Here is a 26,824-nt window from a genome sequence, read left to right on the forward strand (position 1 = left end):
ACTCGCGCCACCCTCGATCATCCTGCAGGCTCGCAGCGCAAGCTGCGGGCCCACAGGTGCTGGCTTCCCGGAACACTGCTGGTGATACCCCCTGCCTTGTCCCGGTCGCCTGCTCCTGCTAACTGACGGCCAACTTCATTCACATCTCGATCAAGCAGGGCTATTTCCGTGTCCCGTCAATTCATCTACCACATGCGTGGCCTCACCAAGACCTATTCGGGCGGCAAGAAGGTCTTGGACAACATCCATCTCTCGTTCTACCCGGATGCCAAGATCGGCGTGCTCGGCGTCAACGGCGCCGGTAAGTCGACCCTCCTGCGCATCATGGCCGGCACCGACACGGACTGGACCGGCGAAGGCTGGGTCGCCGAGGGCGCCCGCGTCGGCTACCTGCCCCAGGAGCCCCAGCTCGACCCGTCCAAGACCGTCCGCGAGAACGTCATGGAGGGCGTGGCCGCCAAGAAGGCGATCCTCGACCGCTACAACGAGCTCGCCATGAACTATTCCGAGGAGACGGCGGACGAGATGACCCGCCTCCAGGACGAGATCGAGGCCAAGGGTTTGTGGGATCTCGATTCCCAAGTCGATCAGGCCATGGACGCCCTGCGCTGCCCGCCGGACGACTGGTCCGTGGACAAGCTCTCGGGCGGCGAGCGCCGCCGCGTGGCGCTCTGCAAGCTGCTCCTCGAACAGCCGGAACTGCTTCTTCTCGACGAGCCGACCAACCACCTGGACGCCGAAACGACCGGTTGGCTGGAAGGGCATCTGCGCAATTACCCGGGCGCGATCCTGATCGTCACTCACGACCGTTACTTCCTGGACAACGTGACGGGCTGGATCCTCGAGCTCGACCGTGGCCGCGGCATCCCCTACGAGGGCAACTACTCGTCCTGGTTGACGCAGAAGCAGAAGCGTCTGGAGCAGGAGGGCCGCGAGGACGAGGCGCACAGGCGCACGATCGAGCGCGAGCGCGAGTGGGTGTCGGCTTCGCCCAAGGCCCGCCAGGCCAAGTCGAAGGCCCGTATCCAGCGCTATGAGGAACTCGTGGCCAAGGCCAACGAGAAGGGGCCGACCACCGCTCAGATCATCATTCCGATCGCGGAGCGCCTGGGCAACAACGTCATCGAGTTCGACAATCTCAAGAAAGCCTTCGGCGACAAGCTCCTCATCGACGGCCTGTCCTTCAAGCTGCCGCCGGGTGGCATCGTCGGCATCATCGGGCCGAACGGCGCTGGCAAGACCACGCTGTTCCGCATGATCACCGGCCAGGAGCAGCCGGACGAGGGCTCGATCAAGATCGGCGAGAGCGTGAAGCTCGGCTACGTGGACCAGAGCCGCGACTCGCTCGATGCCAACAAGACCCTCTACGAGGAGATTTCGGGCGGCAACGAGGTGCTCTATCTCGGCAAGCGCGAGATCAACGCCCGCGCCTATTGCGGCGCCTTCAATTTCAAGGGCTCCGACCAGCAGAAGAAGGTCGGCGTGCTCTCGGGCGGCGAGCGCAACCGCGTGCATCTCGCCAAGATCCTGAAGTCCGGTTCGAACGTCCTGCTCCTCGACGAGCCGACAAACGACCTCGACGTGGATACCCTGAGGGCGCTCGAAGAGGCGCTCGAGGATTACGCGGGCTGCGCCGTGATCATCTCGCACGACCGCTGGTTCCTGGACCGCATCGCAACCCATATCCTGGCCTTCGAGGGCGACAGCCACGTGGAATGGTTCGAGGGCAACTTCGCCGACTACGAGGAGGACAAGAAGCGCCGCCTCGGTACGGATTCCACGATCCCGCACCGGATCAAGTACAAGAAGTTCTCGCGGTAAGCCGTTCGCGCGATCTTCCCCTTATGACGGACCAGAACGCGGGATGGGCAGGAGCCCGCCCGCGTTCTTCTTTTCAAGCTTTCCGACCCCGGGCTCGGGACAGCCGAGTAACCGACAGAAACCCGAACGATACCTTCAGCCGAGGTTCATCAGCGTCAGGCTACACTTCTGACGATCAAAGGGGCGGTAGGCGTTCACCGGATGTGATCTCCGGGTCTCTGCCCCATGGAGGTTCCTATGGCCTGCATGAAGCGAGTTCTGACGGTTGGGACCACCGCTCTGGTCCTGAGCGGTTCCCTCATGGCTGCCGCTCCTGCGACGGCCGGCGAGAGCACGGGCCGTTGGCGCGACGGGTCCTATGCCACGCCTTACGGGGTCGTCCGTCCTTACCGCGACTATGGTTACCGCGACTACGGCTATCGGCCTTACCGTCGCCACGGCTCCAATGTCGGCGGCGCGGTCGCGGCAGGCGTGGTCGGCGGCTTGGCGCTCGGCGCATTGGCGGCGCGTCCCGCCTACTCGTACCCGGCCTATCCCACCTACTACGGCTCGCAGGCCTACGATGCGCCGTCCTGTTATACGGTCCGCCGTCGCTTCGTGGATGACTGGGGCCGCGTCGTCATCCGCCGCGAAGAGGTTTGCGAGTAGCACTTGCCACGAGAGGCGACAGGAATGCCGGCGCAGTTCGGCATTCCGCCTGGCGGCGATTGTCTGTCCTATCAGGGATTTGGGTTATTGACCGAAACGGTGTATGACCCTTGAGGCACGAGACACCAGAAGAGAGTCCACGTGCCAGCCGATCACCTTTCCACCTTTCAATCCGTTGCCACGCCTGAAGAAGCCGTCGAGCGGCTCATCGCGCTTCACGACAGCGCCATCGAGGCCCAACGCCAGGCTCTCGAGCATTTCTTTTCCACCGGAACTTCGCCCACGCCGCTTGAGCGCTCGCGCTTCCGGTATCCTGAGTTGCGCCTCGATTATCGGTCGACCTCCCTGCCGCCGGTCAAGCAGCGCGCCTATGCCAAGTTCCAGGGACCGGGCGTCTACGCCACCACGATCACGCAGCCGGCTTTCTTCCGGAACTACCTGCTGGAGCAGCTGAACTATCTCGTGCGTGATTACGGCGCCACCATCGAGGTCGGCCTCAGCGACCAGGAGATTCCCTATCCATACGTTTTCGAGCGCGGAGACGAGTTGGGTCGGGGCGCGCATTCTGCGTCGGAGCTTGCGCAGCATTTCCCGACACCGCTTCTCGCCAAGGTGGGTGACGAGATCGCCGACGGCACCTGGGTCTTCCATGAGAACGGGCCTCGTCCCCTGGCGCTTTTCGACGCCGCGAGGGTGGATTATTCCCTGCGTCGCCTCGTGCACTATACCGGCAGCGACTGGCGCTGTGTGCAGCCCTGGATCCTGCTCACCAACTATCACCGGTATGTCGACCAGTTCATCCGCTGGGCCGTGAAGGAGATGGCCGATCCGGATGGGCCCTATACCAGGCTTCTGCTGCCTGGCGGCATCAGCATTGAGCGGGGCTTGGACGAGGCCGCGGTCGAGGACCTCATAGGCTCCTCGCCCTGGCACCGGTTTCAGATGCCGGCCTATCACCTGATGCGCAAGGACGGCCACGGCGTGACTCTGGTCAATATCGGCGTTGGTCCATCGAACGCGAAGAACATCACCGACCACCTGGCGGTGCTGCGGCCCCATTGCTGGCTCATGGTCGGCCATTGCGGCGGATTGCGCCAGTCCCAGTCCATCGGCGACTACGTGTTGGCCCACGGCTATCTGAGGCGCGACCACATCCTCGACAGCGCCGTGCCGCCGGAGATTCCGATCCCGGCTCTGGCCGAAATCCAGGTCGCCCTGCAGGATGCTGCGGTCCGGGTCACGGGCGAGCGCGGCGAGGAGCTGAAGCGGCGCCTGCGCACCGGCACGGTCGTGACCTACGACGACCGCAACTGGGAGCTGCGCTGGAGCCAGGAGCGGCGCCAGATCAACCTGTCCCGGGCCATTGCGGTCGACATGGAGAGCGGCACCATCGCGGCGCAGGGCTATCGCCTGCGGGTTCCCTACGGCACGCTGCTCTGCGTCTCGGACAAGCCGCTTCATGGGGAAATCAAGCTGCCCGGCGCGGCCAATGCCTTCTACGAGCGCGCCGTCAGCGAGCACCTCATGATCGGCCTCGCTGCGCTCGACATCCTGAAAGGCCAGCGATCCTCTCTCCATTCCCGCAAGCTGCGCAGTTTCGACGAGCCGCCGTTCCGATAGGCGAGTCCAATTGGGAGCCGAGTGGTACAGGCTCCCAGCTGACTTGGCAGATCCATTCTCCAAAAGGGCCCTAGCGAGCATGGCCCCGCCCGGCCTGTGAAACCAGCCTCAAGAACGTCGGCGGAGTCCTAAACCAGAGACAAGGCTCACGCCGTCGCTTGCCCTCCTCTCAAAATACATATAAATATATCTTTATATGTAAGAGCGAGATTTGGCCGTGCCTGACACCCCGTCTCCGTCCCTGGATCTGACCCTGGATGTCCTTCGGGCCGCCGCCGAGGAGACGCGCCTGCGGATCCTGGCCCTGCTGACCGAAGGGGAGTTGTCCGTTTCCGACCTCACGGACATCCTGGGGCAGTCCCAGCCGCGCATCTCCCGTCATCTCAAGCTTCTCGTCGAGGCGGGTCTCGTGGAACGGCACCGAGAAGGGGCTTGGGCGTTCTTCCGGCTCACCGACCGGGGCGTGGCCCTGCGAATCATCCGCCCGACCCTGGAGAGCCTGGACCGGTCCGACCCGCAGCTCCTGGAGGACCGCACCCGCCTCGAAGCCGTGCGGGCCCAGCGGTCCCAGGCCGCCCAGGCGTTCTTCTCCCGCCTGGCGCCTGACTGGGACCGGATCCGCTCCCTCCACGCTCCCGAAGCGGTGGTCGAGGCATCGGTTCTGGACGCCCTGGGACCGGCCAGGATCCGGAACCTCGTTGACCTCGGCACCGGAACCGGCCGCATGCTCCAACTGCTTGCGCCCCGGGCCAGCCGCACCGTGGGGCTCGATGCCAGCCACGCCATGCTGTCCGTGGCCCGGGCCAATCTCGAGAAGGCCGGCCTCAAGGGCATCGAACTGCGCCAGGGCGACATCTATGCGCCTCCATTCCCGCGCGACACCTTCGATCTCGTCATCATCCATCAGGTGCTGCACTACCTCGACGATCCGGCCCGCGCGATCCGCGAGGCCGCCCGCCTGGTGGCGCCGGGCGGTCGCATCCTCGTGGTCGATTTCGCCCCGCACGATCTCGAATTCCTGCGCGAGGCCCAGGCCCATCGCCGCCTCGGCTTCGCTCCCACCCAGGTCGCCGGCTGGCTCGACGAAGCAGGCCTCGATTGCACCCTGACCCGGGAGATCGCTCCGTCCAGGAAGGGCGACGAGCAGTTGACCGTATCCCTTTGGCTTGGCCAGGATCGCCGCGTGGTGACGGATTGGCCCTTGAGTGAACCCGACAGAGAGGTCGCCTGATGTCCCCGCTCACCCTTCGCCCCAGCCGGCAGGTCTCCCGTCCGATCAAGGTGTCATTCGAGTTCTTCCCGCCGAAGACGCCCGAGATGGAGCAGACCCTCTGGGCGTCGATCCAGCGTCTGGCTCCGCTCAATCCGCAATTCGTCTCCGTGACCTACGGGGCCGGCGGCTCCACCCGCGAGCGCACGCACGCCACCGTGTCCCGCCTCGTGCAGGAGACGCACCTCAAGCCGGCCGCGCATCTCACCTGCGTGGCGGCCACCAGGGAGGAGGTCGACGACGTCGTCCACTCCTACTGGGATGCGGGCGTGCGCCATATCGTGGCGCTGCGCGGCGATCCCGCGTCCGGCATCGGCACGGCCTACGAGCCGCATCCCGGCGGCTATGAACGGACCTGCGATCTCGTCGCCGGCATCAAGGCCATCGGCGATTTCGAAGTCTCCGTATCGGCCTATCCGGAGAAGCACCCCGAGGCGGCGTCCCTCGACGCCGACATCGATGTGCTGAAGGCCAAGGTTGATTGCGGCGCGGACCGCGCCATCACCCAGTTCTTCTTCGACAACGACCATTACTTCCGCTATCTCGACCGCGTCCGCGCGCGCGGCATCGACATTCCGATCGTCCCGGGGATCGTACCGGTTCAGAACTTCAAGCAGACGGCGAACTTCGCGTCGAAGACCGGCGCGAGCGTGCCGGACTGGCTCGCCGCCCGCTTCGAGGGTTTGGAAAGCGACGTGGAGACCCGCAGGCTCGTCGCTGCCGCCGTCGCGGCCGAGCAGGTGATCGATCTCGTCGACCGGGGCGTCAACGAGTTCCACTTCTACACCATGAACCGGGCCGATCTGGTCTATGCCATCTGCCATCTGCTCGGACTGCGCGACCAGAGCGTGAAGGCCGCGGCCTGAATTTCCGGTGCCCGGCTCGGCCGGGCATCCACATCGCACACCATGAAACGAGCATCGTCGGCCGGCGGGACATCGGCCACGATCACGAGAGAACAGATCGAATGACCGCGTATATTCCTCGCCCTGCCGACGGCGCCGACGTGACCAAGGCGCTTCGCGACGCCGCCTCCAGGCGGATTCTCGTGCTCGACGGCGCGATGGGAACGGAACTGCAGCGCTCCCGCTTCTCGGAAGAGGATTTCCGGGGCGAGCGTTTCAAGGACTGGAAACAGGATGTCCGGGGCAACAACGACCTGCTCATCCTCACCCAGCCCGACGCGGTGCGCAACGTGCACCTCGATTATTTCCGCGCGGGCGCCGACATCGTCGAGACCAACACCTTCTCCGGCACCTCCATCGCCCAGGCCGATTACGGCATGGAGGAGATCGTCTACGATCTGAACTTCGACGGCGCGCGGCTCGCGCGCGAGGCCGCGCTGATCGCCGAAAAGGAAGACGGCCGCCGCCGTTTCGTCGCCGGAGCCATCGGTCCGACGAACCGTACGCTGTCGATTTCGCCCGACGTGAACAATCCGGGCTACCGCGCCGTGACCTTCGATCAGGTCCGCGACGCTTACGCCGAGCAGGTGAGGGGGCTCGTCGACGGCGGCGCCGAGATCATCCTCATCGAGACGATCTTCGACACGCTCAACGCCAAGGCGGCCATCGTGGCGACCCATCAGGTCTTCGCCGAGAAGGGCGTGAAGCTGCCGATCATGATCTCGGGCACCATCACGGATCTGTCGGGTCGCACGCTGTCGGGCCAGACTCCGACGGCGTTCTGGCATTCGGTTCGTCACGCGGAGCCGTTCTCCATCGGCCTCAACTGCGCGCTCGGCGCCCGCGAGATGCGCGCCCATATCCAGGAGATCGGCAAGGTCGCCGACACGCTCGTCTGCGCCTATCCGAATGCAGGCCTGCCCAACGAGTTCGGTCTCTACGACGAGCGTCCCGAAGCGACGGCCCGGATGCTGGCGGAGTTTGCCGATGCCGGGCTCGTCAACGTGGTCGGCGGCTGCTGCGGCACGACGCCGGACCACATCCGGGCCATCGCCGAGGCCGTCGCCAGCAAGGCGCCGCGCGCGGTTCCCACGGTGCAGCCGCTCATGCGTCTGTCGGGCCTCGAGCCCTTCAATCTCACCTCCGACATCACGTTCGTGAACGTGGGCGAGCGCACGAACGTCACGGGTTCGGCCAAGTTCCGCAAGCTCGTCACGAACGGCGATTACGCCGCCGCTCTCGACGTGGCGCGCGACCAGGTGGCGAACGGCGCCCAGATCATCGACATCAACATGGACGAGGGCCTGCTCGATTCCGAGAAGGCCATGGTGGAGTTCCTCAACCTCGTGGCGGCCGAGCCCGACATCGCCCGTGTTCCGGTGATGGTGGATTCCTCCAAGTTCCACGTGATCGAGGCCGGCCTCAAGTGCATCCAGGGCAAGGCCATCGTGAACTCGATCTCCATGAAGGAGGGCGTGGAGGCCTTCATCGAGCACGCCAAAATCTGCCGCTCCTACGGGGCAGCCGTCGTCGTGATGGCTTTCGACGAGCAGGGCCAAGCCGATACGCTCGAGCGCAAGGTCGAGATCTGCACCCGCGCCTACCGGATCCTCACCGAGCAGGTCGGCTTCCCGCCGGAGGACATCATCTTCGATCCGAACGTGTTCGCGGTCGCCACCGGTATCGAGGAGCACAACGGCTACGGCGTCGCCTTCATCGAGGCGACCAGGATCATCCGCGAGACCCTGCCGCACGCGCATATCTCGGGCGGCGTATCCAACCTGTCCTTCTCGTTCCGCGGCAACGAGCCGGTGCGCGAGGCCATGCACTCCGTGTTCCTGTTCCACGCCATCAAGGTCGGCATGGACATGGGCATCGTGAATGCCGGCCAGCTCGCGGTCTACGACGAGATCGATCCGGAGCTGCGCGAGCTGTGCGAGGACGTGGTGCTCAACCGCCGTCCTGATGCGACGGAGCGCCTGCTGGAGGCCGCGCCCCGCTTCAAAGGCGATGGTTCCGGCGCCGTAAAGGCGGCCGATCTCGAGTGGCGCTCCTGGCCCGTCGCGAAGCGCATCGAACATGCGCTCGTCAACGGCATCACCGAGTTCATCGAGCAGGACACGGAGGAGGCCCGCCAGGCCGCCGCGCGTCCGCTGCACGTGATCGAAGGCCCGCTCATGGCCGGCATGAACGTGGTGGGCGATCTCTTCGGCGCCGGCAAGATGTTCCTGCCCCAGGTGGTGAAGTCCGCCCGCGTGATGAAGCAGGCCGTGGCCTATCTCATGCCGTTCATGGAGGCCGAGAAGGAAGCCTCCGGCGTCACCGAGCGGTCCGCCGCCGGCAAGGTGCTGATGGCGACGGTCAAGGGCGACGTGCACGACATCGGCAAGAACATCGTGGGCGTCGTGCTGGCCTGCAACAACTACGAGGTCCTCGATCTCGGCGTCATGGTGCCGGCGCAGAAGATCCTGGAGACGGCCCGCAAGGAGAACGTGGACGTGATCGGCCTCTCGGGCCTCATCACCCCGTCCCTCGACGAGATGGTGCATGTGGCGAGCGAGATGGAGCGCGAGGGCTTCGACATTCCGCTGCTCATCGGCGGCGCCACCACGAGCCGCGTGCACACGGCCGTGAAGATCCACCCGAACTACAACAAGGGGCAGGCGGTCTACGTGACCGATGCCAGCCGCGCCGTCGGCATCGTGTCGTCCCTTCTATCGTCCGAGATGAAGGACGGCTACGTGGAGACGCTGCGCTCCGAATACCGCAAGGTGGCCGAGGCCCATGCCCGCTCCGAGGCCGACAAGCAGCGCCTCTCCATCGAAAGGGCCCGCGCCAACAGGCTCGCGCTCGACTGGGCCGCGTATCAGCCGCCGAAGCCCACCTTCACGGGCGCCCGCGTGTTCCGCAGCTACGATGTGGGCGAGCTCGTGCCCTATATCGACTGGACGCCGTTCTTCCAGACCTGGGAGCTGAAGGGCCGCTTCCCGGCGATCCTCGAGGACGAGAAGCAGGGCGAGGCCGCGCGACAGCTCTGGGAGGACGCTCAGGCGATGCTCAAGCAGCTCGTGGACGAGCGCTGGTTCAATCCCAAGGCGGTCATCGGCTTCTGGCCGGCCAACGCGGTCGGCGACGACATCCGTCTCTACACGGGCGAGAGCCGCAGCGAGCCGCTGGCGACCTTCTATGGCCTGCGCCAGCAGCTCTCGAAGCGAGACGGCAAGCCGAACATCTGCCTGTCCGACTTCGTCGCGCCGGTCGAGAGCGGCAAGCCCGACTGGGTCGGCGCCTTCGTGGTGACGTCCGGCATCGAGGAGGTGCGCATCGCGGAGCGCTTCGAGCGCGCCAACGACGATTACCGCTCGATCCTGGTCAAGGCGCTCGCCGACCGTCTGGCGGAAGCCTTCGCCGAGCGCATGCACGAGCGCGTGCGCCGGGAGTTCTGGGGCTATGCGACGGACGAGAGCCTCAGCAACGAGGGCTTGATCGGCGAGGAGTACCAGGGCATCCGCCCGGCACCCGGCTATCCGGCGCAGCCCGACCATACGGAGAAGGCGACCCTGTTCAGCCTGCTCGGGGCCGAGCGCAGCATCGGCGTCACGCTCACGGAATCTTATGCCATGTGGCCGGGCTCGTCCGTGTCGGGCCTCTACCTGTCGCATCCGGACGCCTATTACTTCGGCGTCGCCAAGGTCGAGCGCGATCAGGTGGAGGATTACGCGGCGCGCAAGGACATGAGCGTGGCGGAAGTCGAGCGCTGGCTCGCCCCGATCCTCAACTACGATCCGGCGCGCTACCGGGTGATGGCGGCTGAGTAAGGATCCTACGACCCTGCCACGTCATAGCCGGGTTATGGCCGGACTTGTCCCGGCCATCCCGACCAGGAGAGCGCGGCGTTTCACAGTAGCGGGATCACCGGCACGAGGCCGGTGATGACGTGCAGGTTGATCGTCCGGTCCGTGCCACTCCTCTCCACGTCATGGCCGGCCTCGTGCCGGCCATCTCGATCGGAAAAGCGCGGCGCTTCTCGGATCGAGATCACCGGCACAAAACAGGTGTGACGCAGGAACCGGAGTTCTCACTCCCGCCGCAGCGCCTCGATGGGGTCGAGCCTCGCGGCGCGCTGCGCCGGGTAGAACCCGAAGAAGATGCCCACCAGGGCCGAGAAGCCCACCGCCACGACGATGGCGTTGGTGGACACGAGCGACGGCCAGCCGGCGAGTTGCGCCACCAGATAGGCGGCGCCGGCGCCCAGGCCGATCCCGAGCGCCCCGCCGATGGTGGAGAGCGTCGTCGCCTCGATCAGGAACTGGCTCAGGATGTCGCGCGGCCGCGCGCCGACGGCGAGACGCAGGCCGATCTCGCGGGTGCGCTCGGTGACGGACACCAGCATGATGTTCATGATGCCGATGCCGCCGACGAGCAGCGACACGGCCGCCACGGCGGCGAGCAGCATGGAGAGCGTGTTGGCGGAGGCGGACGCCGTGTTGGCGATCTCCGTCAGGTTGCGGATGGAGAAATCGTCCTCCTGCTCGCCCGTGATGCGGTGACGCTGGCGCAGCAGCTCCGTCATGCTCGCGATGCCGGGTTCGATGTCGTTCTCGTCGGCGAACTTCACGAAGATCGAGCCGACGGACCCGTCCTTGGCGTAGTTGCGCCCGATCACCCGGCGGCGGCCTGCGTCGAGCGGCACGAAGACCACGTCGTCCTGGTCCTGCCCGAAGGCCGATTGCCCCTTCGGCGCCATGACGCCGATGACCCGGAAGGGCACGTTGCGCACGCGCACGATCTGGTCGATGGGATCGTCCTCGCCGAAGAGGTTGCGGGCGACCGTCTGGCCGAGAAGGATCACGATGTCGCCGCGACGGGCCTCCTCCGGATCGAAGGTGCGGCCGGTGGCGACGTCCCATTCGCGCGCGGAGAACCAGTCGCGGTCGATGCCGTAGATGCGCGTGGCCCAGTTGCTGCCGCCGGCCACCACCTGGGCGCCGCCCTGCACGAAGGGCGCGGCCGCCACCACGCCGTCGACCTCGCGGCGGATCGCGTGCGCGTCCTCGTCCGTGAGCGACGAGGCGGCACCGGCGCCGAGGCGCGCGCCGCCCTGCGTGACGTTTCCGGGCGTCACGATGGCGAGGTTCGCGCCGAGAGACCGGATCTGCTGGTCGACGAGATTGCGCGCCCCGGAGCCGATCGCCACCATGGCGATGACGGCCGCCACTCCGATGACGATGCCGAGCATGGTGAGAAGACTGCGCAGAGCGTTGGCCGCGATGGCGGAGAACGCGGACCGGATGGCTTCGATCAGCCTCATTCGGCCGCCTCCGTGGCGAGGGCGCGCGCATCGACCGGGATCTGGCGGTGGTCCTCGATCACGCGCCCGTCCCGGAAGCGGATCAGCCGGTGCGCGTGCCGCCCGACCTCGGCATCGTGCGTGACGAGCACGATGGTGACGCCCTCGCGGTTGAGTTCCTGGAACAGGGCCATGATTTCGTTCGCCGTGCGGCTGTCGAGAGCGCCGGTCGGCTCGTCGGCGAGGAGCAGGCTCGGGCCGTTGACGAGCGCGCGTGCGATGGCGACGCGCTGCTGCTGTCCTCCGGAGAGCTGCATCGGGCGGTGATGCGCCCGCTCGGCGAGACCGACGCGGCCGAGCGCATGCAGGGCGCGCTCGCGACGCGTCCTGCGGTCGAACCCCGCATAGACCATCGGCAGCTCCACGTTGCCGAGCGCGTCGACGCGGGGCAGGAGGTTGAACTGCTGGAAGACGAAGCCGATCTCGCGGTTGCGCAGCCGCGCCAGACCGTTCGCGTCGAGGCGCTCGACCGCCGTGTCGGCGAGCCGGTAGTGGCCGGCGGTCGGCTTGTCGAGGCAGCCGACGAGATTCATGAACGTGGACTTGCCCGAGCCGGACGGGCCCATCACGGCCACGAAGTCACCCTTGTCGACGTCGAGCGACACGGAATCGAGGGCCACGACCCGGCCGGCGTCGAGGTCGTAGACCCGTCTCAGGTCGCGTGTTTCGATGAGAGCCACGGGGCACCCCGCTAGAACATGCGCGGGGGGCGCGGGCGGCGGTTCGAGGCCTGACCGTTCGCATCCTCCCCGGCATCTTGGCGCTGGGCCCCGATGATGATCGCCGCGCCCTCCTGCACGTCGCCGCGCATGATCTCGGTATAGGCTCCGTCCGTGGCGCCGAGCCGCACGTGCACGGCCTCGGGCCGGCCGTCCTGGGCGACCCGGTAGATGCGTCCGCCCGTGCCCTCGTCCGGCTGCGTCTGCGCATCGCGGTCGCGTGTGCGCTGCCGACGCGGCTGGCCGTTCGGCTCGCTGGCCGCGACGGCCACCGGCGGCCGGAAGCGCAGGGCCGCGTTGGGGATGCGCAGCACGTCCTCCCGCTCGTCGGTGACGATCTGGAGGTTCGCCGTCATGCCCGGCAGAAGCGCCTGATCCAGGTTCCGCACGCCGATGACGGCCGTGTAGGTGACCACGTTCTGCACCGTCTGGGCGGACAGGCGCACCATCCTGACGCTGCCCTCGAAGGTGCGGTTCGGATAGGCGTTCACCGTGAAGGTCACCTTCTGGCCGTCCTTGATGCGGCCCACATCGGCTTCGTCGATATTGGCGTAGATGTCGATCTCGCGCAGGTCCTGAGCGATGGTGAAGAGCGTCGGGGCGGACAGGGAGGCCGCGACGGTCTGGCCGAGCTCGATGTCCCGCTTGACCACGACGCCGTCGACCGGCGACTTGATGTCGGTGCGGGCGAGGTCGATCTCGATGTCCTTGAGCTTCGCCTGCCGCTGCAGGATGATCGCCTCGGCGGATTTCACCCCCGCCTCGGCCAGGGCGAGATCCGCCCTGAGCCCGTCCGTCTCGGCCCTGTTCGACGCGATCTGCGCGTCGGCCGAGACGAGGTTCGCCTTCTGGATGTCGACCTGCGTTCCGGCCTGCTCCAGGGCCGTCTGGGTTCCCACCGCCCGGGTGGTCAGCTCCTTCTGCCGGTCGAGGGTGCGCTGCGCGTCGGCGAGCTGTGCCTGCGTGCGGTCGCGCTGGGCCGCGAGATCGTTCGCCTGCGCCTGCGACCGCTGCAGCGCCGAGCGCGCCTTGTCGATCTGCGCGCGCTTGGTGTCGAGATCGGCTTTCGCTTGGGCGAGGTCGGCGAGCGCCGCGTCGCGGCGCGACTTGATCTGCTCGGCATAGAGGCGGGCCACCACCTGGCCTTCCTTCACGGGGGTGTTGTAGTCGGCCAGGATCTCGACCACCTGGCCGGAGAGCTGCGATCCGACCAGAACCGTCGTGACGGGATTGAGCGTGCCGGTCGCGCGCACGCTCGCCGTGATCGGGCCGCGATCGACCACGCCGAGCCGGTAGGCCTGATCGGACGCGTTGCCGCCCGTAGGCTTCCACAGCACGAAGCCGGCGGTGCCCGCCACCAGGACGATGCCGATCAACCACAACCAGACGCGACGCACCGAAAAGCCCTCTGCAAGACACCAGCTGTCATGAGGGTCGATTGTGGCCGATTTTCCGGGACGTTACGAGTTAACTCTTTGCAATGTTCGCCATGCCTATTTGGCATGTAAAGTCAATAGCTTGGCAGTTTTCCCCAATTTTTCGGGCGCACATAGGGCGCAAAACTAAGTAACTGAAATCATTGGAATTTTGTTATCAATCGTAATGACGCCGCATGAAAACTTGACGTTGTTTTTTCACGACAAGTCATGCGATTGCCCGCGAAAGCATTTATCAAATATAATACTGTTATGCCAGTTCCTGGCGCTAAACATCTAGGGAGGTGTATGGAAATCGACTTGAAGAAACTGCAGCAGCTGGCCCAGTCGGCGACGCCCGATAATGCATGGCCATTCGACGAGAAGGCATTCCGCGCCATGGCGACGCCCGCCGCGGTGCTGGAGCTGATTGAGCGGCTGGAGACCGCCGAGGCGCTGGCCGAAGCGCTGGAGGAAACGCTGGGCGAGAAAGTGGCCCGCCTTACAGAACAACGTGACGAGTTCCAAGAGCGCGCCGAGACCGCCGAGTACATCGTCAACGACGACCTGCCCCACATCACGCAATGCCCTGGTTGCTACATGGTGCACGACCCGCGCCTCGGTCAGCCTGAGCACAGTGACCTGCGCGACGAGCGCGAACTGCTTGATTTGGCGGTGACTCCAAGCCGGTTCGTTATCGGCGTGTCCAGTACGCGGGAGGGCGCGCGCATCGTCATTAACCGCGAGGATGGCGACATCACGCACGTGCTGTATTCAGAGTTTCACCCACCAGGGGAAACATGCGGCACCTTCGCTGCGCCAGTAGTTGCAGTAGCGCCGGTGCGCGCCGCCGCCGAGATCGGCCGGAGAATTGATGCTGCTGCGCAGGGAGGCGACCTTGGATGATCTGCAAACCCCGCGCCCAGCACCTGCAGCCGATCCGGCGCAGCAGCAATGCACATGGGTTGATCGAGCACGTATCCACGAAGGGAAGGTCATAAGACCGATGTCGCTGGCCTTGATCGAGAGCGACATCAAAGCGATCGAGGCTGAGATCGAAGCGACGGGCGAGCAAACGCAGGATCAGAAAGAGGCTCTTGTCTTGTTGCAAGGTTACCTACGTCAGATTCGTGGCGAACAGGAGCGGGCTTGGGCAAGGAGCGTGCGATCAGGCTGAGCGCTGCACAGAACGTGCCGTACCGTGTCGAGTCGTCGTGACTTTACAATCGCCGTATGCTGATCCTCTTCCTCAAGTCCAAGCCCTCCGACGACGAGCAGCTCCCGCTGGCGGAGAAGCTGCGGCTCATTTTCGAGGAGCGGGTGAAGGAGGCGAAGACGGAGGAGGATCGGAGGCGGGCGGAGAGAGATCTCAGGAACTTTGAGACCCCGTCTGCTCGGACTTAGCGGCTTTCGTCTTACTGGCTATGTACTCCGCCAACTCAACACCACTCTTTGGACTGGTATTTCCACTTATAAAAATCTGGAACTGGTCACTTGCGGCATAGATTTGGCGCTCCGCGAATGGTGCGACCATTCCGTTGAGTAAGGCTACCTGGATTTTTGTGGCGTGAACGACATCAGTCTTTCCTCCAAAAGTGCCGATCGCGAGGAGGTTCTGACTGATTGGGATTATCAAAGCTGACCCTGCGGTGCCATGCCCGACCGGGTTCTGAAAGCTTGATGGAAGGCCGTCTTGGTTTGTAAGGCAAACAGGATGATCGATGGTGATGAAGCCCCCTGTTTCCGAGCCGGCGATTAAGAGCGTCCAATTGCGCTTTTCCATTGTCTCAAGGACGGGCTTTATCGCCTCCATTTCGAGAGCGATCCGGTAGCCCCTGGAAACCTTAATGTCGTATTTTCCACTCTCATGAAACCGCTTGAGGTCCTCGTAAGCCACCTCCTTACGATCTTCGCCAAATACCCCAGCAGCTTTCATTGCGGCGACCTGTGATGCCCAGCGCTCCGGGGTTGCCAGGGCCAAGCTCATCATCTTTTGAGATAAATCTGCAATGAAGTCACCAACAGTGTTACGAAACCGTGGGTTGCGGACTGAGAACATAGCAATCAGGTTCAGGACTGCCCACCAGTCGTCGTAATTTTCAATCGATTTGGCAGACACTACTCGATCAAGAGACGCACCGAGGAAGCTCTCAAGCTTCGCAAGCTTCCCTTCAAGCTCTCCAGCCGGACGGCCCTCAACTGCATTGAAGTCGCGCTCGACGGCGACGTTGATTGGCCTTGTGCTGAATGTGGAGCCATCAGCCACGTTCACTACGAAGAGCTGCCCATCCTTGGTCCCGTCGGATGTAAACCCTTTCAGATAGCACTGCGAGACGAAGTGGTGACGGCGCGCTTCGGGCATATCCTCGTACCATGTTCTGATAGTTCGTCAGAACATGGTGGCAAGCATGGCCGCAGGCAACTCGCGGACCGTACTTGTGCTCAAATTCCCGGGCGCAGGTTGGGCGCAATAGCGCGGGATGTTCTAGGTTCTGGCGGGTAAGCGCGGGATGTCTGAGCCAAGCTAAGCTGTTGAAATCGTTATCTCACGTGAAGTGCCGTGAAGGCCCGTGATACGGTATTGCAGCACTCTTTGTCATGCGGCGGCCTGCGGCCGCGTGGCGATCAGGTTGCGCAGGGTCATGATCGTGGAGGCGTCCGCCACCCCGTCGACGCGCTCGGGGCGGAAATGGCGCTGGAAGGCCGCGACCACCTTTTCCGTGTCCTCGTCGAACACGCCGTTGATCCTCACCCCGTAGCCGTACATGGCGAGCATCGCCTGCAGGGCCTCGATGGGCATGCCCTGGTCGCCCCGGGAGAAGAAGCGGCCGTCGCTCGTGGCCGACGGCGCGACCCAATGGCCGACGCCGGCCTCGTGCAGGCGCTGCCAGGGAAACCGCTCGCCCGGGTCGACCTTGCGGCCGGGGGCGACGTCGGAATGGCCGAGCACCCGCGTGGCCGGAATGCGCCAGCGGGTGACGATGTCCCGGGTCAGGGCCGCGACGCTGTCGATCTGCGCGTCCGGGTAGGGCGGAAGGCCGCCCGGATGGCCCGGATTGGCGATCTCGATGCCGATGGAGCAGGAATTGATGTCGTTGTCGCCGTCCCAGGAGGAGAGGCCCGCATGCCAGGCCCGGCGCATCTCGGGGACGAGCTGCAGCACGCGCCCGTCGCCGAACACGAAGTAATGGGCGGAGACCTGCGAGACCGGATTGCACAGCCACTGCAGGGCCTCGCCCTCGTCGGGCATGCCCGTGTAGTGGAGGATGAGCATGGTGGGGCGCTGGCCGTCCTTGCGCTCCCCGTGATTGGGCGACGGAAACACCTTGCCGGCGACCGGGCTTTCCGGGGCGAGAGCGCTCATGCCGTCACCTGATGTTCCGCTCGGCGGCGATGCGTTCCCAGGCGGCGTTGATGGCGGCCACGCGCTCCGTCGCGATCTTGACGGCTTCCGGCGGCAGGCCGCGGGCGATCTCCCGGTCGGGATGGTTCTCGGCCACGAGCCGGCGGTAGTGGCGCTTCAGCTCATCGTCGCTCATGCCCCGCTCGGCCTTGAGGACGAGATAGGGATCATCCGGGCGCAGGACGTGGCGGGCGGCGATGCGTTCGAAATCGTGGTCCGGGATGGCGAAGATCGTCGCCACATCCTTGAGGTAGACGTATTCCGCCTCATGGATCGCCTCGTCCGCCTTGGCGATATGGAACAGGCCGTCGAGCACGTCCTCAAGCAGGGCGGGCTCGTCCTTGAACGCGTCCCCGATCTGACGGGCGTAGGACTCGAACCCGTCCGAGGTCTGCATCGCGAGGTTGAACAGGCGCTCCACGTTGTCGTGCTCGCTTTCGGGCACGTCCACGATCTGCTCGAAGGCCCTGACCTCGACGTCGACCACGACGCCGTCGGCCTTCGCCATCTTGGCGGCGAGCGCCACGAGCCCCATGGTGAAGAGCACGTCGCGCGGCGGCTTCCCGAAAGGAGCGCCCTCGCGGTCAATGAGAACGTGGCCGGCCACGCCACCCAGGAGGGCCCCGATCGGTCCGCCCAAGGCGAGCCCGATGCCGGCGCCACCCAGCTTACCCCAAATCGACTGAATCATCGTGCGACTAGTCGTACGCTCATGTGCTGGCAAAAGGGAAGGGGCCGGGAATGTCCCGGCCCCTCAAATTCATGCTTCGACGCGCGATCAGCGGCAGTAGACGTTGCCGTAGACGTCCTGATAGGTGCCGTAGGGGCAGGCCGGGCGAGACGGAGTCGTTGCCGCTCCAACGATCGCACCACCGGCAGCACCGATGGCCGCGCCCGCCAGAGCGCCGCTGCCACGACCCGTGGCTGCACCGCCAATGGCCGCACCAGCAAGGCCGCCGACCGCAGCGCCACCCACTGCGCGCTCGCCGGGGGTGTTGCAGGCTGCCATCGAGAGGGTGAGGGCACCGGCGGCAATGGCTGTCATGATCTTCTTCATGGAGGCTTCCCTGTTGTTGAGCGGGCGGTAGGCTGCCCGGTCCTGTTTAGCTTGACCTTACGCTGTCGCCAACTCCTGGGCGGAGAAAGAGTTCCTCCCCATTCCGGATAAGCTGAGGAAAATTCTTCCGGTCCGTGTGAGGCTAGAATCGACCCGCAAAGCCAGGCGTCATCAAGGTTACATGGTCAAGCTTGAACGTATTCTGAACATATATGCGGCTTGATGTGCCACATCTTCGCCCCAATTGGCCTCCACCGACCGCACCTTCCGATTTGTGCCGGCTGGAGTTTCGGTTTGACTTGGCAACATCTGCTCAGAACCCTTGCAATTGCCTCTGTTGGAGCTGTCGCCTTGATGCTGGCCGCCGAAGCTCGGGCCGAAGGAGATCATGATGGCGCTGTCATTTCTCCCGACACGGCCGCGGAATTCCTGAGCGCGGCCGCCGCCGAGGCGGCAGCCACCGCGGACGAGGAGACAACCGACGCGGCTGAGGCGCAGAAAAGCACCAGGACCGCCAAGGGATCGGACAAGAGGAAGGCGAAGGAAGCCGGCGCTGCCGCAAAGGCCCAGGACGGCAATGGGCCGGACATCATCAAGGCGCTGCCCCGGATGGCCGCGGCCGCTCAGCCGGAGGACGAGACCGCATCCCTCCCCGCAGCGCCCATGGACGCCACGCTCAAGCTGCGCTCGTCGGATACCGCCCGGAGCGCGGCTCTCCGGCCGCTGATCGTCCGCCACGCGTCCGAAAACGGCCTTCCGTATGAACTGGCTGACGCCGTCGTCCGGCTCGAGAGCCGCTACAATGCCGGCGCGCGCAACGGCCCCAATATGGGGCTGACCCAGATCAACGTCCGCACGGCGCAGTCGCTCGGTTATCAGGGGGCGGCTGCGGGCCTGCTCGATGCGGAGACCAACCTCCGGTATGGTTTGAAATATCTCGCCCGAGCCTACAAGCTTGCCGGCGGGGATACCTGCGGCACCATCCTGCGCTATCAGTTCGGACACCGTGCGCAGACCATGACGGGCGCCTCGCGCGCCTATTGCGCCAAGGTGAAGGTGATCACGGCCGCGGCCGACTAGCGCACCGGATGGTTCCGCCGGCGCGCATCCTTCGACCAACGAACCGGCGCTTCTGCCGCGCACCATGCGCAATGCCCTTGACGGGCAGGGGCGTTTGGCACCACATCCCCACCGTCAGCTGGCCGGGCGGCCGCTTCGAGTTCGCTCGGGGAGGAAAGTCCGGGCTCCATGGAAAGCAAGGTGCCGGATAACGTCCGGCGAGGGTAACCTCAGGGAAAGTGCCACAGAGAGCAGACCGCCCCGCGAAGGTTTTCGGACCTCGGGGTAAGGGTGAAAGGGTGCGGTAAGAGCGCACCGCGGACGCAGCAATGCGGACGGCATGGTAAACCCCACCAGGAGCAAAACCGAATAGGGACGACAGGCGTTCGCGCCAGGCCCGCTTCCAGGCCCGTCGTCCGGGTTGGTTGCTTGAGGCGGTCAGCAATGACCGTCCCAGAGGAATGGCCGCCACGTCCAAGGTCTTAGACTTTGGGCCCTACAGAACCCGGCTTACAGGCCGGCTGACCCCATCTTTCCACAGGCGGAATTTTGCAGGAAAGCGGAGCAAACCTTTGCTCCGCTTACGATTCATTAACCGTAAATGCGTCTCATGGGGCATGCATGCGACGACGCATGTCTCCCACCCCCGTTCCGTTGACGCCCATATTATCCCATGTTATCCCAAACCATCCCGTCGACGGTGTCTTCCGAAGGGGGCGTCAAGCACTCAAGAAATGCTGGCGTTCTGCTTCGGAAAGTAGCGTCACCACTGGCTGCGGGAGGCGGATTCTCAAGATCCGCCGGGGGGCTGACAATCAGGAGCGTGCGAGCTGCGGCCAATGAACCGCTTCGTGTCCAATTTCACCAACAAGTTGGATTCGAAGGGTCGCGTCTCGATCCCAGCATCCTTCCGGGCCGTGTTGGCCAAGGATGGATTCGAGGGGCTCTACGTTCATCCGGCGCTGGACGCGCAGGCCTTGGACGCAGGCGGCAACGTGCTTCTGAACGAGATCGATGCGTTCTTGTCGACGCTGTCGCCCTATTCGGACGAGCGGGATCAGCTGTCGACGGCGTTGTTCGGGACCAGCGAGATTCTGAAGGTCGATCCGGAGGGGCGTGTCATCCTGACGGATACGGTAAAAGTTCATGCCGGGATCGGCGACACGGTGACGTTCGTCGGACTCGGTCACAAGTTCCAGATTTGGGAGCCCGAGCGCTTCCGTGCGCACTTGGAGGAGGCGCGCACGAAGGTCCGAGACCTGAAGAAAGCGTTGGGAAGCCGAATTACGGAGCCAAGGTCAGTGCAGAATACCTCACCAGGAGTACGGGAACGATGATGGGACGCGGCGACGGCCCAGGAGCCGGAGCCGCTGGCGGACCGTCCCGTCACGTTCCTGTGCTCTTGGAGGAGGTTGGCGCAGCGCTCGACGCGAAGCGCGGCGGTGCTTTCATCGACGGCACGTTCGGCGCCGGCGGCTATACCCGGGCCATTCTCGATGCCCATCCCCAGAACAAGGTCATCGCCATCGACCGCGATCCGGATGCGATCGCCGGCGGGGCCTCTCTCACGGCAAAATTCAAGAAGCGCCTGATTCTCGTCCCCGGACGGTTCGGCGACCTCGACGAGATCGCGCACGCGCAGGGTTTCGAGAGCGTCGACGGTGTCGTGCTCGACATCGGCGTGTCGTCCATGCAGCTCGATCAGGCCGAGCGCGGCTTCTCGTTCCGCAACGAGGGTCCGCTCGACATGCGCATGGAGCGGAACGGTCCGAGCGCAGCCGATCTCGTCAACGAATCCAGCGAGGCGGAACTCGCGGACATCTTCTATCATTACGGCGAGGAGCGGCGCGCGCGCGCCGTTGCGCGCGCGGTCATCGAGATGCGGCGACGCCAGCCTTTCGAGACCACGCGTCAGCTGGCGGATCTCGTCGCCTCGCTGATCCGGCAGGAGCCCGGCGGCATTCATCCGGCCACGCGCGTGTTCCAGGGCCTGCGCATCGCGGTCAACGACGAGCTCGGCGAGCTGGTGCGCGCTCTGCACGCGGCCGAGCGTGTTCTCAAGCCCGGCGGACGCCTCGTCGTCGTCACGTTCCATTCGCTCGAAGACCGCATCGTGAAGCAGTTCTTCGCGGCCCGCACCGGGCGCGCAGCCACCGGCTCGCGCCATCTGCCGACGGCCGCCACGCCCGAGCCGACCTTCGAGGCGATCACCAGAGGTCCCGTCGGGCCGGGTGACGAGGAGCTGGCGCGCAATCCGCGGGCACGCTCGGCCAAGCTGCGGGCCGGCGCGCGCACGGACACGCCGCCGCAGGAGCCTTTGAGCGCCATCACCATGTTGGCCGAGTTGCCGCAGACGGCTGAAAAACGGGGAGGGCGCCGATGATCCGGCTGCTCCACATCATTGCGATCTCTGCTCTCATCGCATCGGCGGGCTATGCCTATTCGATCAAGTACGACACGCTCTTCTATGCCGAGCAGGTGGCGAAGCTGAAATCGAAGGCGCAGCGCGAACGCGAGGCCATCGCGGTTCTGCAGGCCGAGTGGCAGTATCTCGATCGCCCCGACCGCCTTCAGGAGGCGGCCGACAAGCATCTCGATCTCCAGCCGCTGAAGATCCAGCAGCTCGCGCGTCTGTCCGACCTGCCGAACCGGCCTTCCCGCGAGGACGAGATCGGCCGCAAGCTCGAAGCGCTCGGGCTTCTCGAGCCGACATCGACTCCGAAGGACAAGAATTCGGACGCCCGCACTCCGACGACCCAAACCCCGAAACGGTGAGCCGCGTGTTGCAAGAGCCCCAAACCGAATGGCAGGGTAAGACCGTTCCTGATCACGCCCAGGACCCGATGGCCGACTCCGCCGCCAGGACCGATCCGAGAAGCTATCCCTCGGACGGCGCGCCGGAGCGCGTCGGCCGCGCACCCTTCTCGGCACAAAGCATCGGGCGTGGCGTACTCGGCCACGCGCGCGAGTTGTTTCGCCTGCGCCACGACAAGAGCACGTCGCGGGTCGGCCTTGCGGCGGCCTGCTTCGTCGGCCTGTTCAGCCTCATCGGCGGCCGCCTGATCTATCTTGCGGTCACGAGCGAGAACACGAGCGAGGTGCGCCGCGCCGCGTCGTCCGAGATTTCCGCGGCCCGCCCCGACATCGTCGATCGCAACGGCGAGATCCTCGCCACCGACGTGAAGATGGTCTCCGTCTTCGCCGAGCCGCGCAACATCGTCGACAAGGACGAGGCGGTCGAACTGCTCACCGCCGTGCTGCCCGACCTCGACGCCACGGACCTGCGCAACAAGCTCAGCACCCGGAAGGGATTCGTCTGGGTCAAGCGCGAGATCACGCCGCGCCAGCAGGCGGAGGTGCATCGTCTCGGCATTCCGGGCATCGGCTTCCTGCCGGAGAACAAGCGCGTCTACCCGAACGCGGAGGCCGCCGCGCACGTGCTCGGCTTCGCCAACGTGGACAACGTGGGCATCGCCGGGATTGAGAAATACATCGACAGCATGGGCCTGCAGGACCTCAACGGCGCCGGATTCAATATTTCGGCCGCCGACCTCAAGCCCATCCAGCTCTCCCTGGACCTGCGCGTGCAGCATGCGCTTCGCGACGAGCTCGCCAAAGGCATGGCGAAGTTCAAGGCCAAGGCGACCGCCGGCGCGATCCTGGACGTCAACACGGGCGAGATCATCGCCCTCGTGTCCCTGCCGGACTATGATCCCAACAACCCGGTCGATGCGCTCGACAAGGACCGGATCAACCGCATCAATGTCGGCGTGTTCGAGATGGGCTCGACCTTCAAGGCCCTGACCGTCGCGATGGCGCTCGATTCCGGCAAGTACAACATCAACTCGAGCTTCGATGCGCGCTCGGGTCTGCGCTACGGCAAGTTCACCATCGGTGATTACCACGCGACGCACCGGGTGCTGACCACACCGGAGGTGTTCGTCCACTCCTCCAACATTGGCACCGCCCGCATGGCGCTCGGCATCGGCGTGGAGGGTCACAAGGCGTTCCTGCGCAAGATGGGGCAGCTCACCCGTCTCGAGACGGAGCTGCCGGAAAGCGCCCTGCCGATCGTTCCGCCCCGCTGGGGCGAGCTCAACACCATGACCATCGCTTTCGGCCACGGCCTCGCGGTCGCGCCGCTCCAGGCGCTCGCGGCGGTGGGCGCGCTGGTCAATGGCGGCGTGATGATCAAGCCCACCTTCCTGAAGCGCGATCAGGAGGAGGCGCGCAAGACCGCCCTTCAGGTGCTCAAGCCCGAGACGAGCGAGGCCATGCGCTATGTGATGCGCCTGAACGCCTCCGTGCCGGAAGGCTCGGCGAGCGCGGCCGCCATCGCGGGCTTCTTCGTGGGGGGCAAGACCGGCACGGCCGAGAAGGTGATCAACGGCCGCTATTCCAAGAACAAGAACCTCACCACCTTCACGGCGGTGGTTCCGGCCGACAAGCCGAAATACGTGTTCCTCACCATCATGGACGAGCCGCAGGCCGTGGAAGGCACCTACGGGTTCTCGACCGCTGGCTGGAACGCCGGCCCCGTGACCGGAAACGTAGTCGAGCGCGTGGCCCCGCTGCTCGGCGTGCCGCCGCGCTTCGAGCCGCCGCAGCAGCCGTTCCCGCTCATGTCGCGCCTTGGCGCCTGGGGCAGCAACCGATGAGCGCACGCACCATGCATCTCGGCGACCTTCTCGATCTCGCACAGGGGCATGACCATGCCCCTCTCGCCGTCTCGAAGATCGCCTCGGATAGCCGCAAGGTCGAGCCCGGCACCCTGTTCTTCGCCGTGCCTGGCACGAAGGTCGACGGCATGAGCTTCGTGCCGCAGGCCCTGGCAGCCGGCGCCGTCGCCATTGTGGGCGAGGCCGCGCGTCCGTCCGATCTGCCGGCCCCGGTGGCCTATGTCCGGGTCGGCGACGTGCGGCGCGCCCTGGCGCTCGCGGCGGCGCGGTTCCATCCGCGGCAGCCCGAGAAGGTCGTAGCCGTCACGGGCACGAGCGGCAAGAGCTCGGTGGCCGACTTCACGCGCCAGCTCTTCGCGCATCTGGGATACAAGTCCGCGAGCGTCGGAACGCTCGGCATCATCACGTCGGACGGCGCCGCCTATGGGTCGCTCACGACGCCGGATCCGATCTCCCTGCACGAGAGCTTCGACCGCCTGGCGAAGGACGGCGTCACGCGGCTTGCCATGGAAGCGTCCTCGCACGGCATCGATCAGCGGCGCCTCGACGGCGTGCGCCTGCACGCGGCGGGCTTCACCAATCTCGGGCGCGATCATCTCGACTATCACGCCACCACCGAAGCCTATGCCGCGGCGAAGATGCGCCTGTTCGACACGCTTCTGCCGGACGACGCACCGGCGATCGTCAATGCGGACGGTCCCTATGCGGACGTGTTCCTGAACGGGATCCGCGAGCGCGGCCTCGAGATCCTCACCACGGGCCGTGCGGGCGAGACCCTTCGCCTCGTCGAAGCGCGCGCTGACGGCTTCACGCAGGCGCTGACCGTCGAGGCATACGGGAAGACGATACGGACGGTCCTGCCGCTCCTCGGCGCCTTCCAGGTCGAGAACGCGCTCGTCGCGGCGGGCCTCGTGCTCGCGGTCGAAGGCGAGGGCCGGGTGGAAGACGTGTTCGAGGGATTCGGATCCCTCAAGGGCGTGTCCGGCCGCCTCGAGCAGGTGGGCGAGGTGGATGGCGCCATCTGCATCGTCGATTACGCGCACAAGCCGGATGCGCTCGCCCATGTGCTCGATGCCCTGCGCCCCTTCGTGAAGGGACGCCTCGTGTGCATCGTCGGCTGCGGCGGCGACAGGGACAAGGGAAAACGTCCGCTCATGGGACGCATCGCCTCCGACAAGGCGGACGTGGTCATCGTGACGGACGATAATCCTCGCTCGGAGGATCCGGCGGCGATCCGCGCCGAGGTGCTGCAGGGCGCGCCCGGCGCCCGCGAGATCGGCGACCGCGCCGTGGCGATCCGCACGGCCGTGACCGAGCTCCGGGAAGGCGATATTCTGGTCGTGGCGGGCAAAGGTCATGAAACGGGCCAAATCATCGGCGACCGGACCCTGCCGTTCTCGGACCACGACGAGGTCCGGGCGGCCATTGCGGAGAGGCAGGGATGAATTCGCCCCTATGGACATCGGACGAGATCGCGGCTGCCACCGGGGCCCGCATCGGCGCGGGCTTTGCGCAAGGTACGGGTGCGTCCATCGACACGCGCACCCTCGAGCCTGGCGATCTCTACTTCGCCATCAAGGGCGACGTGCATGATGGGCATGATTTCGTTGCGGCGGCGCTCGAGAAGGGCGCATCGGCGGCCGTCGTGTCCGAGGAAAAGGCTCCTGGCTTTGCAGGCTCGGACAGGCTCGTCGTCGTGCCGGACGTGCTCGAGGCCATGCGCCGGATAGGCCGCGCGGCCCGGGCGCGCACGGACGCGAAGATCGTCGCCATCACCGGATCCGTCGGCAAGACCGGCACCAAGGAGGCGATGCGCCTCGCGCTCTCCCGCCAGGGCGCGACCCATGCGTCGGTCGCCTCCTACAACAACCATTGGGGCGTGCCGCTGACCCTCGCGCGCATGCCGCGCGAGACCGATTTCGGCGTGTTCGAGATCGGCATGAACCATGCCCACGAGATCCTGCCGCTCACCGGCATGGTCCGTCCGCACGTCGCGGTGATCACCACGGTCGAACCCGTGCATATCGAGTTCTTCGCGTCGCTCTGGGGCATCGCGGACGCGAAGGGCGAGATTTTCTCAGGGATAGAGCCCGGCGGAACCGCGGTGATCAACCGCGACAACGCCTATTTCGAGCGTATGCGCGCCCATGCGAACGCGTCCGCGGCCGGCCGCGTCGTCACCTTCGGCGAGCACGAGGCGGCCGACATCCGCGCCCAGCGTATCATCGTCAAGCCCGACCACTCCATCGTGGACGCCACGGTGTTCGGCCAGCCTCTGACCTACAGGATCGGCACGGCGGGCCGGCATATCGCGCTCAATTCCCTGAGCGTTCTCGCCGCCACCCATGCGCTCGGCGCGGATCTGGCCCTGACGGCGCTCTCCTTCGCCGAGATGAAGCCGCCCGTGGGCCGCGGAGAGCGGACGATGCTCGCCATCGGCGACAGCGAGGCCCTGCTGATCGACGAGAGCTACAACGCCAACCCGGCCTCCATGCGCGCGGCGCTCGCCAATCTCGGCGCCGTCGAGCTCGGGCGCGGGGCGCGGCGCATCGCCGTTCTGGGCGACATGAAGGAGCTGGGCGAGACGGGTCCGCGCCTGCATGCGGAGCTGGCGGAGGCCGTCGAGGCGAACAGGATCGACCTGCTGTTCGCGGCCGGGCCCCTGATGCAGAACCTCGTGGACGCCCTGCCGAAGGCCAGGGTCGCGGCCCACGTGCAGACCTCCGTCGAGCTGGTCGACGCGGTCGTGGCGGCCGTGCGTCCCGGCGATGCCGTGACGGTCAAGGGTTCGCTCAGCATGAAGATGGCCCTCATCGTCAAGGCCCTGAAAGAACGCTACGGCGCGAGCCCGACGGGCCACGCGCTGAAAGGATGACCG

At 65.6% G+C, this 26,824-nt stretch carries 22 protein-coding genes and 1 other RNA gene; 16 read left to right on the forward strand and 7 right to left on the reverse strand.

Features of this window, described 5'->3' with window-relative positions; all coding sequences use genetic code 11:
* Nucleotides 1-168 precede the first annotated feature (168 nt).
* From ettA to metH, 6 genes are all read left to right on the forward strand, one after another.
* On the forward strand, nt 169-1,821 hold the full coding sequence (gene ettA, locus KBI52_RS15675) for an energy-dependent translational throttle protein EttA (protein WP_210808590.1): 1,653 nt from the start codon (nt 169-171) through the stop codon (nt 1,819-1,821).
* A 246-nt stretch (nt 1,822-2,067) separates the two neighbouring features.
* Nucleotides 2,068-2,469, forward strand: coding sequence for a hypothetical protein (locus KBI52_RS15680; RefSeq protein WP_247654421.1), 402 nt, complete (start codon nt 2,068-2,070; stop codon nt 2,467-2,469).
* Between the two features lie 141 nt (nt 2,470-2,610).
* Nucleotides 2,611-4,089: an AMP nucleosidase gene (locus KBI52_RS15685; protein WP_173947358.1), complete on the forward strand. Its 1,479-nt coding sequence runs from the start codon at nt 2,611-2,613 to the stop codon at nt 4,087-4,089.
* A gap of 217 nt (nt 4,090-4,306) precedes the next feature.
* The gene (locus KBI52_RS15690) at nt 4,307-5,320 is read left to right on the forward strand and encodes a metalloregulator ArsR/SmtB family transcription factor (protein ID WP_173947359.1); all 1,014 of its coding nucleotides are present in this window, start codon (nt 4,307-4,309) and stop codon (nt 5,318-5,320) included.
* Nucleotides 5,320-6,225: a methylenetetrahydrofolate reductase [NAD(P)H] gene (gene metF, locus KBI52_RS15695; protein ID WP_210808592.1), complete on the forward strand. Its 906-nt coding sequence runs from the start codon at nt 5,320-5,322 to the stop codon at nt 6,223-6,225. The genes KBI52_RS15690 and metF overlap by 1 nt, the downstream gene beginning before the upstream one ends.
* A 101-nt stretch (nt 6,226-6,326) precedes the next feature.
* Nucleotides 6,327-10,082, forward strand: a complete 3,756-nt coding sequence (metH, locus tag KBI52_RS15700) for a methionine synthase (protein ID WP_210808594.1) — start codon at nt 6,327-6,329, stop codon at nt 10,080-10,082.
* A gap of 260 nt (nt 10,083-10,342) precedes the next feature.
* Here the strand turns inward: metH and KBI52_RS15705 are convergent, their stop codons facing one another.
* Genes KBI52_RS15705 through KBI52_RS15715 form a run of 3 tightly spaced genes read right to left on the reverse strand, consistent with a single transcriptional unit; the run spans nt 10,343 to nt 13,730 of the window.
* Nucleotides 10,343-11,575 (reverse strand): ABC transporter permease, encoded by a 1,233-nt coding sequence (locus KBI52_RS15705; RefSeq protein WP_210808596.1) that lies wholly within the window; start codon nt 11,573-11,575, stop codon nt 10,343-10,345.
* Nucleotides 11,572-12,294 (reverse strand): ABC transporter ATP-binding protein, encoded by a 723-nt coding sequence (locus KBI52_RS15710; protein ID WP_315974846.1) that lies wholly within the window; start codon nt 12,292-12,294, stop codon nt 11,572-11,574. Before KBI52_RS15710 ends, KBI52_RS15705 begins: the two co-directional genes overlap by 4 nt.
* A gap of 11 nt (nt 12,295-12,305) precedes the next feature.
* A complete protein-coding gene (locus KBI52_RS15715) occupies nt 12,306-13,730 on the reverse strand; it encodes an efflux RND transporter periplasmic adaptor subunit (RefSeq protein WP_210808598.1) in 1,425 nt (474 codons plus the stop codon).
* Between the two features lie 327 nt (nt 13,731-14,057).
* On the opposite strand from KBI52_RS15715, the gene KBI52_RS15720 reads away from it, so the two are divergent.
* Together KBI52_RS15720 and KBI52_RS15725 are read left to right on the forward strand one after the other, a co-directional pair.
* Complete coding sequence (locus KBI52_RS15720) at nt 14,058-14,654, forward strand: hypothetical protein (protein ID WP_210808600.1); 597 nt, start codon at nt 14,058-14,060, stop codon at nt 14,652-14,654.
* Nucleotides 14,647-14,925: a hypothetical protein gene (locus tag KBI52_RS15725; RefSeq protein WP_210808602.1), complete on the forward strand. Its 279-nt coding sequence runs from the start codon at nt 14,647-14,649 to the stop codon at nt 14,923-14,925. The genes KBI52_RS15720 and KBI52_RS15725 overlap by 8 nt, the downstream gene beginning before the upstream one ends.
* 192 nt (nt 14,926-15,117) lie before the next feature.
* Here KBI52_RS15725 and KBI52_RS15730 read toward each other — a convergent pair whose 3' ends face one another.
* The 4 genes from KBI52_RS15730 to KBI52_RS15745 form a co-directional block, all read right to left on the reverse strand.
* On the reverse strand, nt 15,118-16,110 hold the full coding sequence (locus KBI52_RS15730; RefSeq protein ID WP_210808604.1) for a DUF4238 domain-containing protein: 993 nt from the start codon (nt 16,108-16,110) through the stop codon (nt 15,118-15,120).
* Between the two features lie 234 nt (nt 16,111-16,344).
* The gene (locus KBI52_RS15735; RefSeq protein WP_210808606.1) at nt 16,345-17,112 is read right to left on the reverse strand and encodes an N-acetylmuramoyl-L-alanine amidase; all 768 of its coding nucleotides are present in this window, start codon (nt 17,110-17,112) and stop codon (nt 16,345-16,347) included.
* A gap of 4 nt (nt 17,113-17,116) precedes the next feature.
* Nucleotides 17,117-17,842, reverse strand: a complete 726-nt coding sequence (locus KBI52_RS15740; RefSeq protein WP_173947365.1) for a TerB family tellurite resistance protein — start codon at nt 17,840-17,842, stop codon at nt 17,117-17,119.
* A gap of 87 nt (nt 17,843-17,929) precedes the next feature.
* Nucleotides 17,930-18,208, reverse strand: coding sequence for a glycine zipper domain-containing protein (locus KBI52_RS15745; RefSeq protein WP_173947366.1), 279 nt, complete (start codon nt 18,206-18,208; stop codon nt 17,930-17,932).
* A 354-nt stretch (nt 18,209-18,562) separates the two neighbouring features.
* Here KBI52_RS15745 and KBI52_RS15750 point away from each other — a divergent pair, with 354 nt between their 5' ends.
* The 8 genes from KBI52_RS15750 (at nt 18,563) to KBI52_RS15785 (ending at nt 26,821) form a co-directional block, all read left to right on the forward strand.
* Nucleotides 18,563-19,288: a lytic transglycosylase domain-containing protein gene (locus KBI52_RS15750; RefSeq protein WP_210808608.1), complete on the forward strand. Its 726-nt coding sequence runs from the start codon at nt 18,563-18,565 to the stop codon at nt 19,286-19,288.
* A gap of 114 nt (nt 19,289-19,402) precedes the next feature.
* An RNA gene (rnpB, locus tag KBI52_RS15755) (RNase P RNA component class A) lies at nt 19,403-19,796 on the forward strand.
* A 310-nt stretch (nt 19,797-20,106) separates the two neighbouring features.
* On the forward strand, nt 20,107-20,604 hold the full coding sequence (mraZ, locus tag KBI52_RS15760) for a division/cell wall cluster transcriptional repressor MraZ (RefSeq protein WP_173947368.1): 498 nt from the start codon (nt 20,107-20,109) through the stop codon (nt 20,602-20,604).
* Entirely contained in the window at nt 20,601-21,650 is a 1,050-nt protein-coding gene (gene rsmH / locus KBI52_RS15765) for a 16S rRNA (cytosine(1402)-N(4))-methyltransferase RsmH (protein WP_210808610.1), read from the forward strand. The genes mraZ and rsmH overlap by 4 nt, the downstream gene beginning before the upstream one ends.
* Nucleotides 21,647-22,042 carry a hypothetical protein gene (locus KBI52_RS15770; protein ID WP_173947370.1) on the forward strand — a complete coding sequence of 132 codons (396 nt, stop codon included), beginning with the start codon at nt 21,647-21,649 and terminating at the stop codon, nt 22,040-22,042. Before rsmH ends, KBI52_RS15770 begins: the two co-directional genes overlap by 4 nt.
* 68 nt (nt 22,043-22,110) lie before the next feature.
* On the forward strand, nt 22,111-23,925 hold the full coding sequence (locus KBI52_RS15775; RefSeq protein ID WP_247654426.1) for a penicillin-binding protein 2: 1,815 nt from the start codon (nt 22,111-22,113) through the stop codon (nt 23,923-23,925).
* The gene (locus KBI52_RS15780) at nt 23,922-25,391 is read left to right on the forward strand and encodes a UDP-N-acetylmuramoyl-L-alanyl-D-glutamate--2,6-diaminopimelate ligase (RefSeq protein ID WP_210808613.1); all 1,470 of its coding nucleotides are present in this window, start codon (nt 23,922-23,924) and stop codon (nt 25,389-25,391) included. The genes KBI52_RS15775 and KBI52_RS15780 overlap by 4 nt, the downstream gene beginning before the upstream one ends.
* Nucleotides 25,388-26,821, forward strand: a complete 1,434-nt coding sequence (locus KBI52_RS15785; RefSeq protein ID WP_210808615.1) for a UDP-N-acetylmuramoylalanyl-D-glutamyl-2,6-diaminopimelate--D-alanyl-D-alanine ligase — start codon at nt 25,388-25,390, stop codon at nt 26,819-26,821. Before KBI52_RS15780 ends, KBI52_RS15785 begins: the two co-directional genes overlap by 4 nt.
* The last annotated feature ends 3 nt before the right edge of the window (nt 26,822-26,824 follow it).

This window comes from Microvirga sp. HBU67558 (assembly GCF_018069605.1).
Lineage (GTDB): Bacteria > Pseudomonadota > Alphaproteobacteria > Rhizobiales > Beijerinckiaceae > Microvirga > Microvirga terrae.

What these genes read in the sequence shown, in the direction of transcription:
- KBI52_RS15680 (WP_247654421.1), top strand. Translation starts at nt 2,068, where the DNA reads ATGAAGCGAGTTCTGACGGTTGGGACCACCGCTCTGGTCCTGAGCGGT.
- metF (WP_210808592.1), top strand. Translation starts at nt 5,320, where the DNA reads ATGTCCCCGCTCACCCTTCGCCCCAGCCGGCAGGTCTCCCGTCCGATC.
- metH (WP_210808594.1), top strand. Translation starts at nt 6,327, where the DNA reads ATGACCGCGTATATTCCTCGCCCTGCCGACGGCGCCGACGTGACCAAG.
- KBI52_RS15705 (WP_210808596.1), bottom strand. Translation starts at nt 11,575, where the DNA reads ATGAGGCTGATCGAAGCCATCCGGTCCGCGTTCTCCGCCATCGCGGCC.
- KBI52_RS15720 (WP_210808600.1), top strand. Translation starts at nt 14,058, where the DNA reads ATGGAAATCGACTTGAAGAAACTGCAGCAGCTGGCCCAGTCGGCGACG.
- KBI52_RS15730 (WP_210808604.1), bottom strand. Translation starts at nt 16,110, where the DNA reads ATGCCCGAAGCGCGCCGTCACCACTTCGTCTCGCAGTGCTATCTGAAA.
- KBI52_RS15735 (WP_210808606.1), bottom strand. Translation starts at nt 17,112, where the DNA reads ATGAGCGCTCTCGCCCCGGAAAGCCCGGTCGCCGGCAAGGTGTTTCCG.
- KBI52_RS15740 (WP_173947365.1), bottom strand. Translation starts at nt 17,842, where the DNA reads ATGATTCAGTCGATTTGGGGTAAGCTGGGTGGCGCCGGCATCGGGCTC.
- KBI52_RS15745 (WP_173947366.1), bottom strand. Translation starts at nt 18,208, where the DNA reads ATGAAGAAGATCATGACAGCCATTGCCGCCGGTGCCCTCACCCTCTCG.
- KBI52_RS15750 (WP_210808608.1), top strand. Translation starts at nt 18,563, where the DNA reads ATGCTGGCCGCCGAAGCTCGGGCCGAAGGAGATCATGATGGCGCTGTC.
- mraZ (WP_173947368.1), top strand. Translation starts at nt 20,107, where the DNA reads ATGAACCGCTTCGTGTCCAATTTCACCAACAAGTTGGATTCGAAGGGT.
- rsmH (WP_210808610.1), top strand. Translation starts at nt 20,601, where the DNA reads ATGATGGGACGCGGCGACGGCCCAGGAGCCGGAGCCGCTGGCGGACCG.
- KBI52_RS15770 (WP_173947370.1), top strand. Translation starts at nt 21,647, where the DNA reads ATGATCCGGCTGCTCCACATCATTGCGATCTCTGCTCTCATCGCATCG.
- KBI52_RS15775 (WP_247654426.1), top strand. Translation starts at nt 22,111, where the DNA reads ATGGCCGACTCCGCCGCCAGGACCGATCCGAGAAGCTATCCCTCGGAC.
- KBI52_RS15780 (WP_210808613.1), top strand. Translation starts at nt 23,922, where the DNA reads ATGAGCGCACGCACCATGCATCTCGGCGACCTTCTCGATCTCGCACAG.
- KBI52_RS15785 (WP_210808615.1), top strand. Translation starts at nt 25,388, where the DNA reads ATGAATTCGCCCCTATGGACATCGGACGAGATCGCGGCTGCCACCGGG.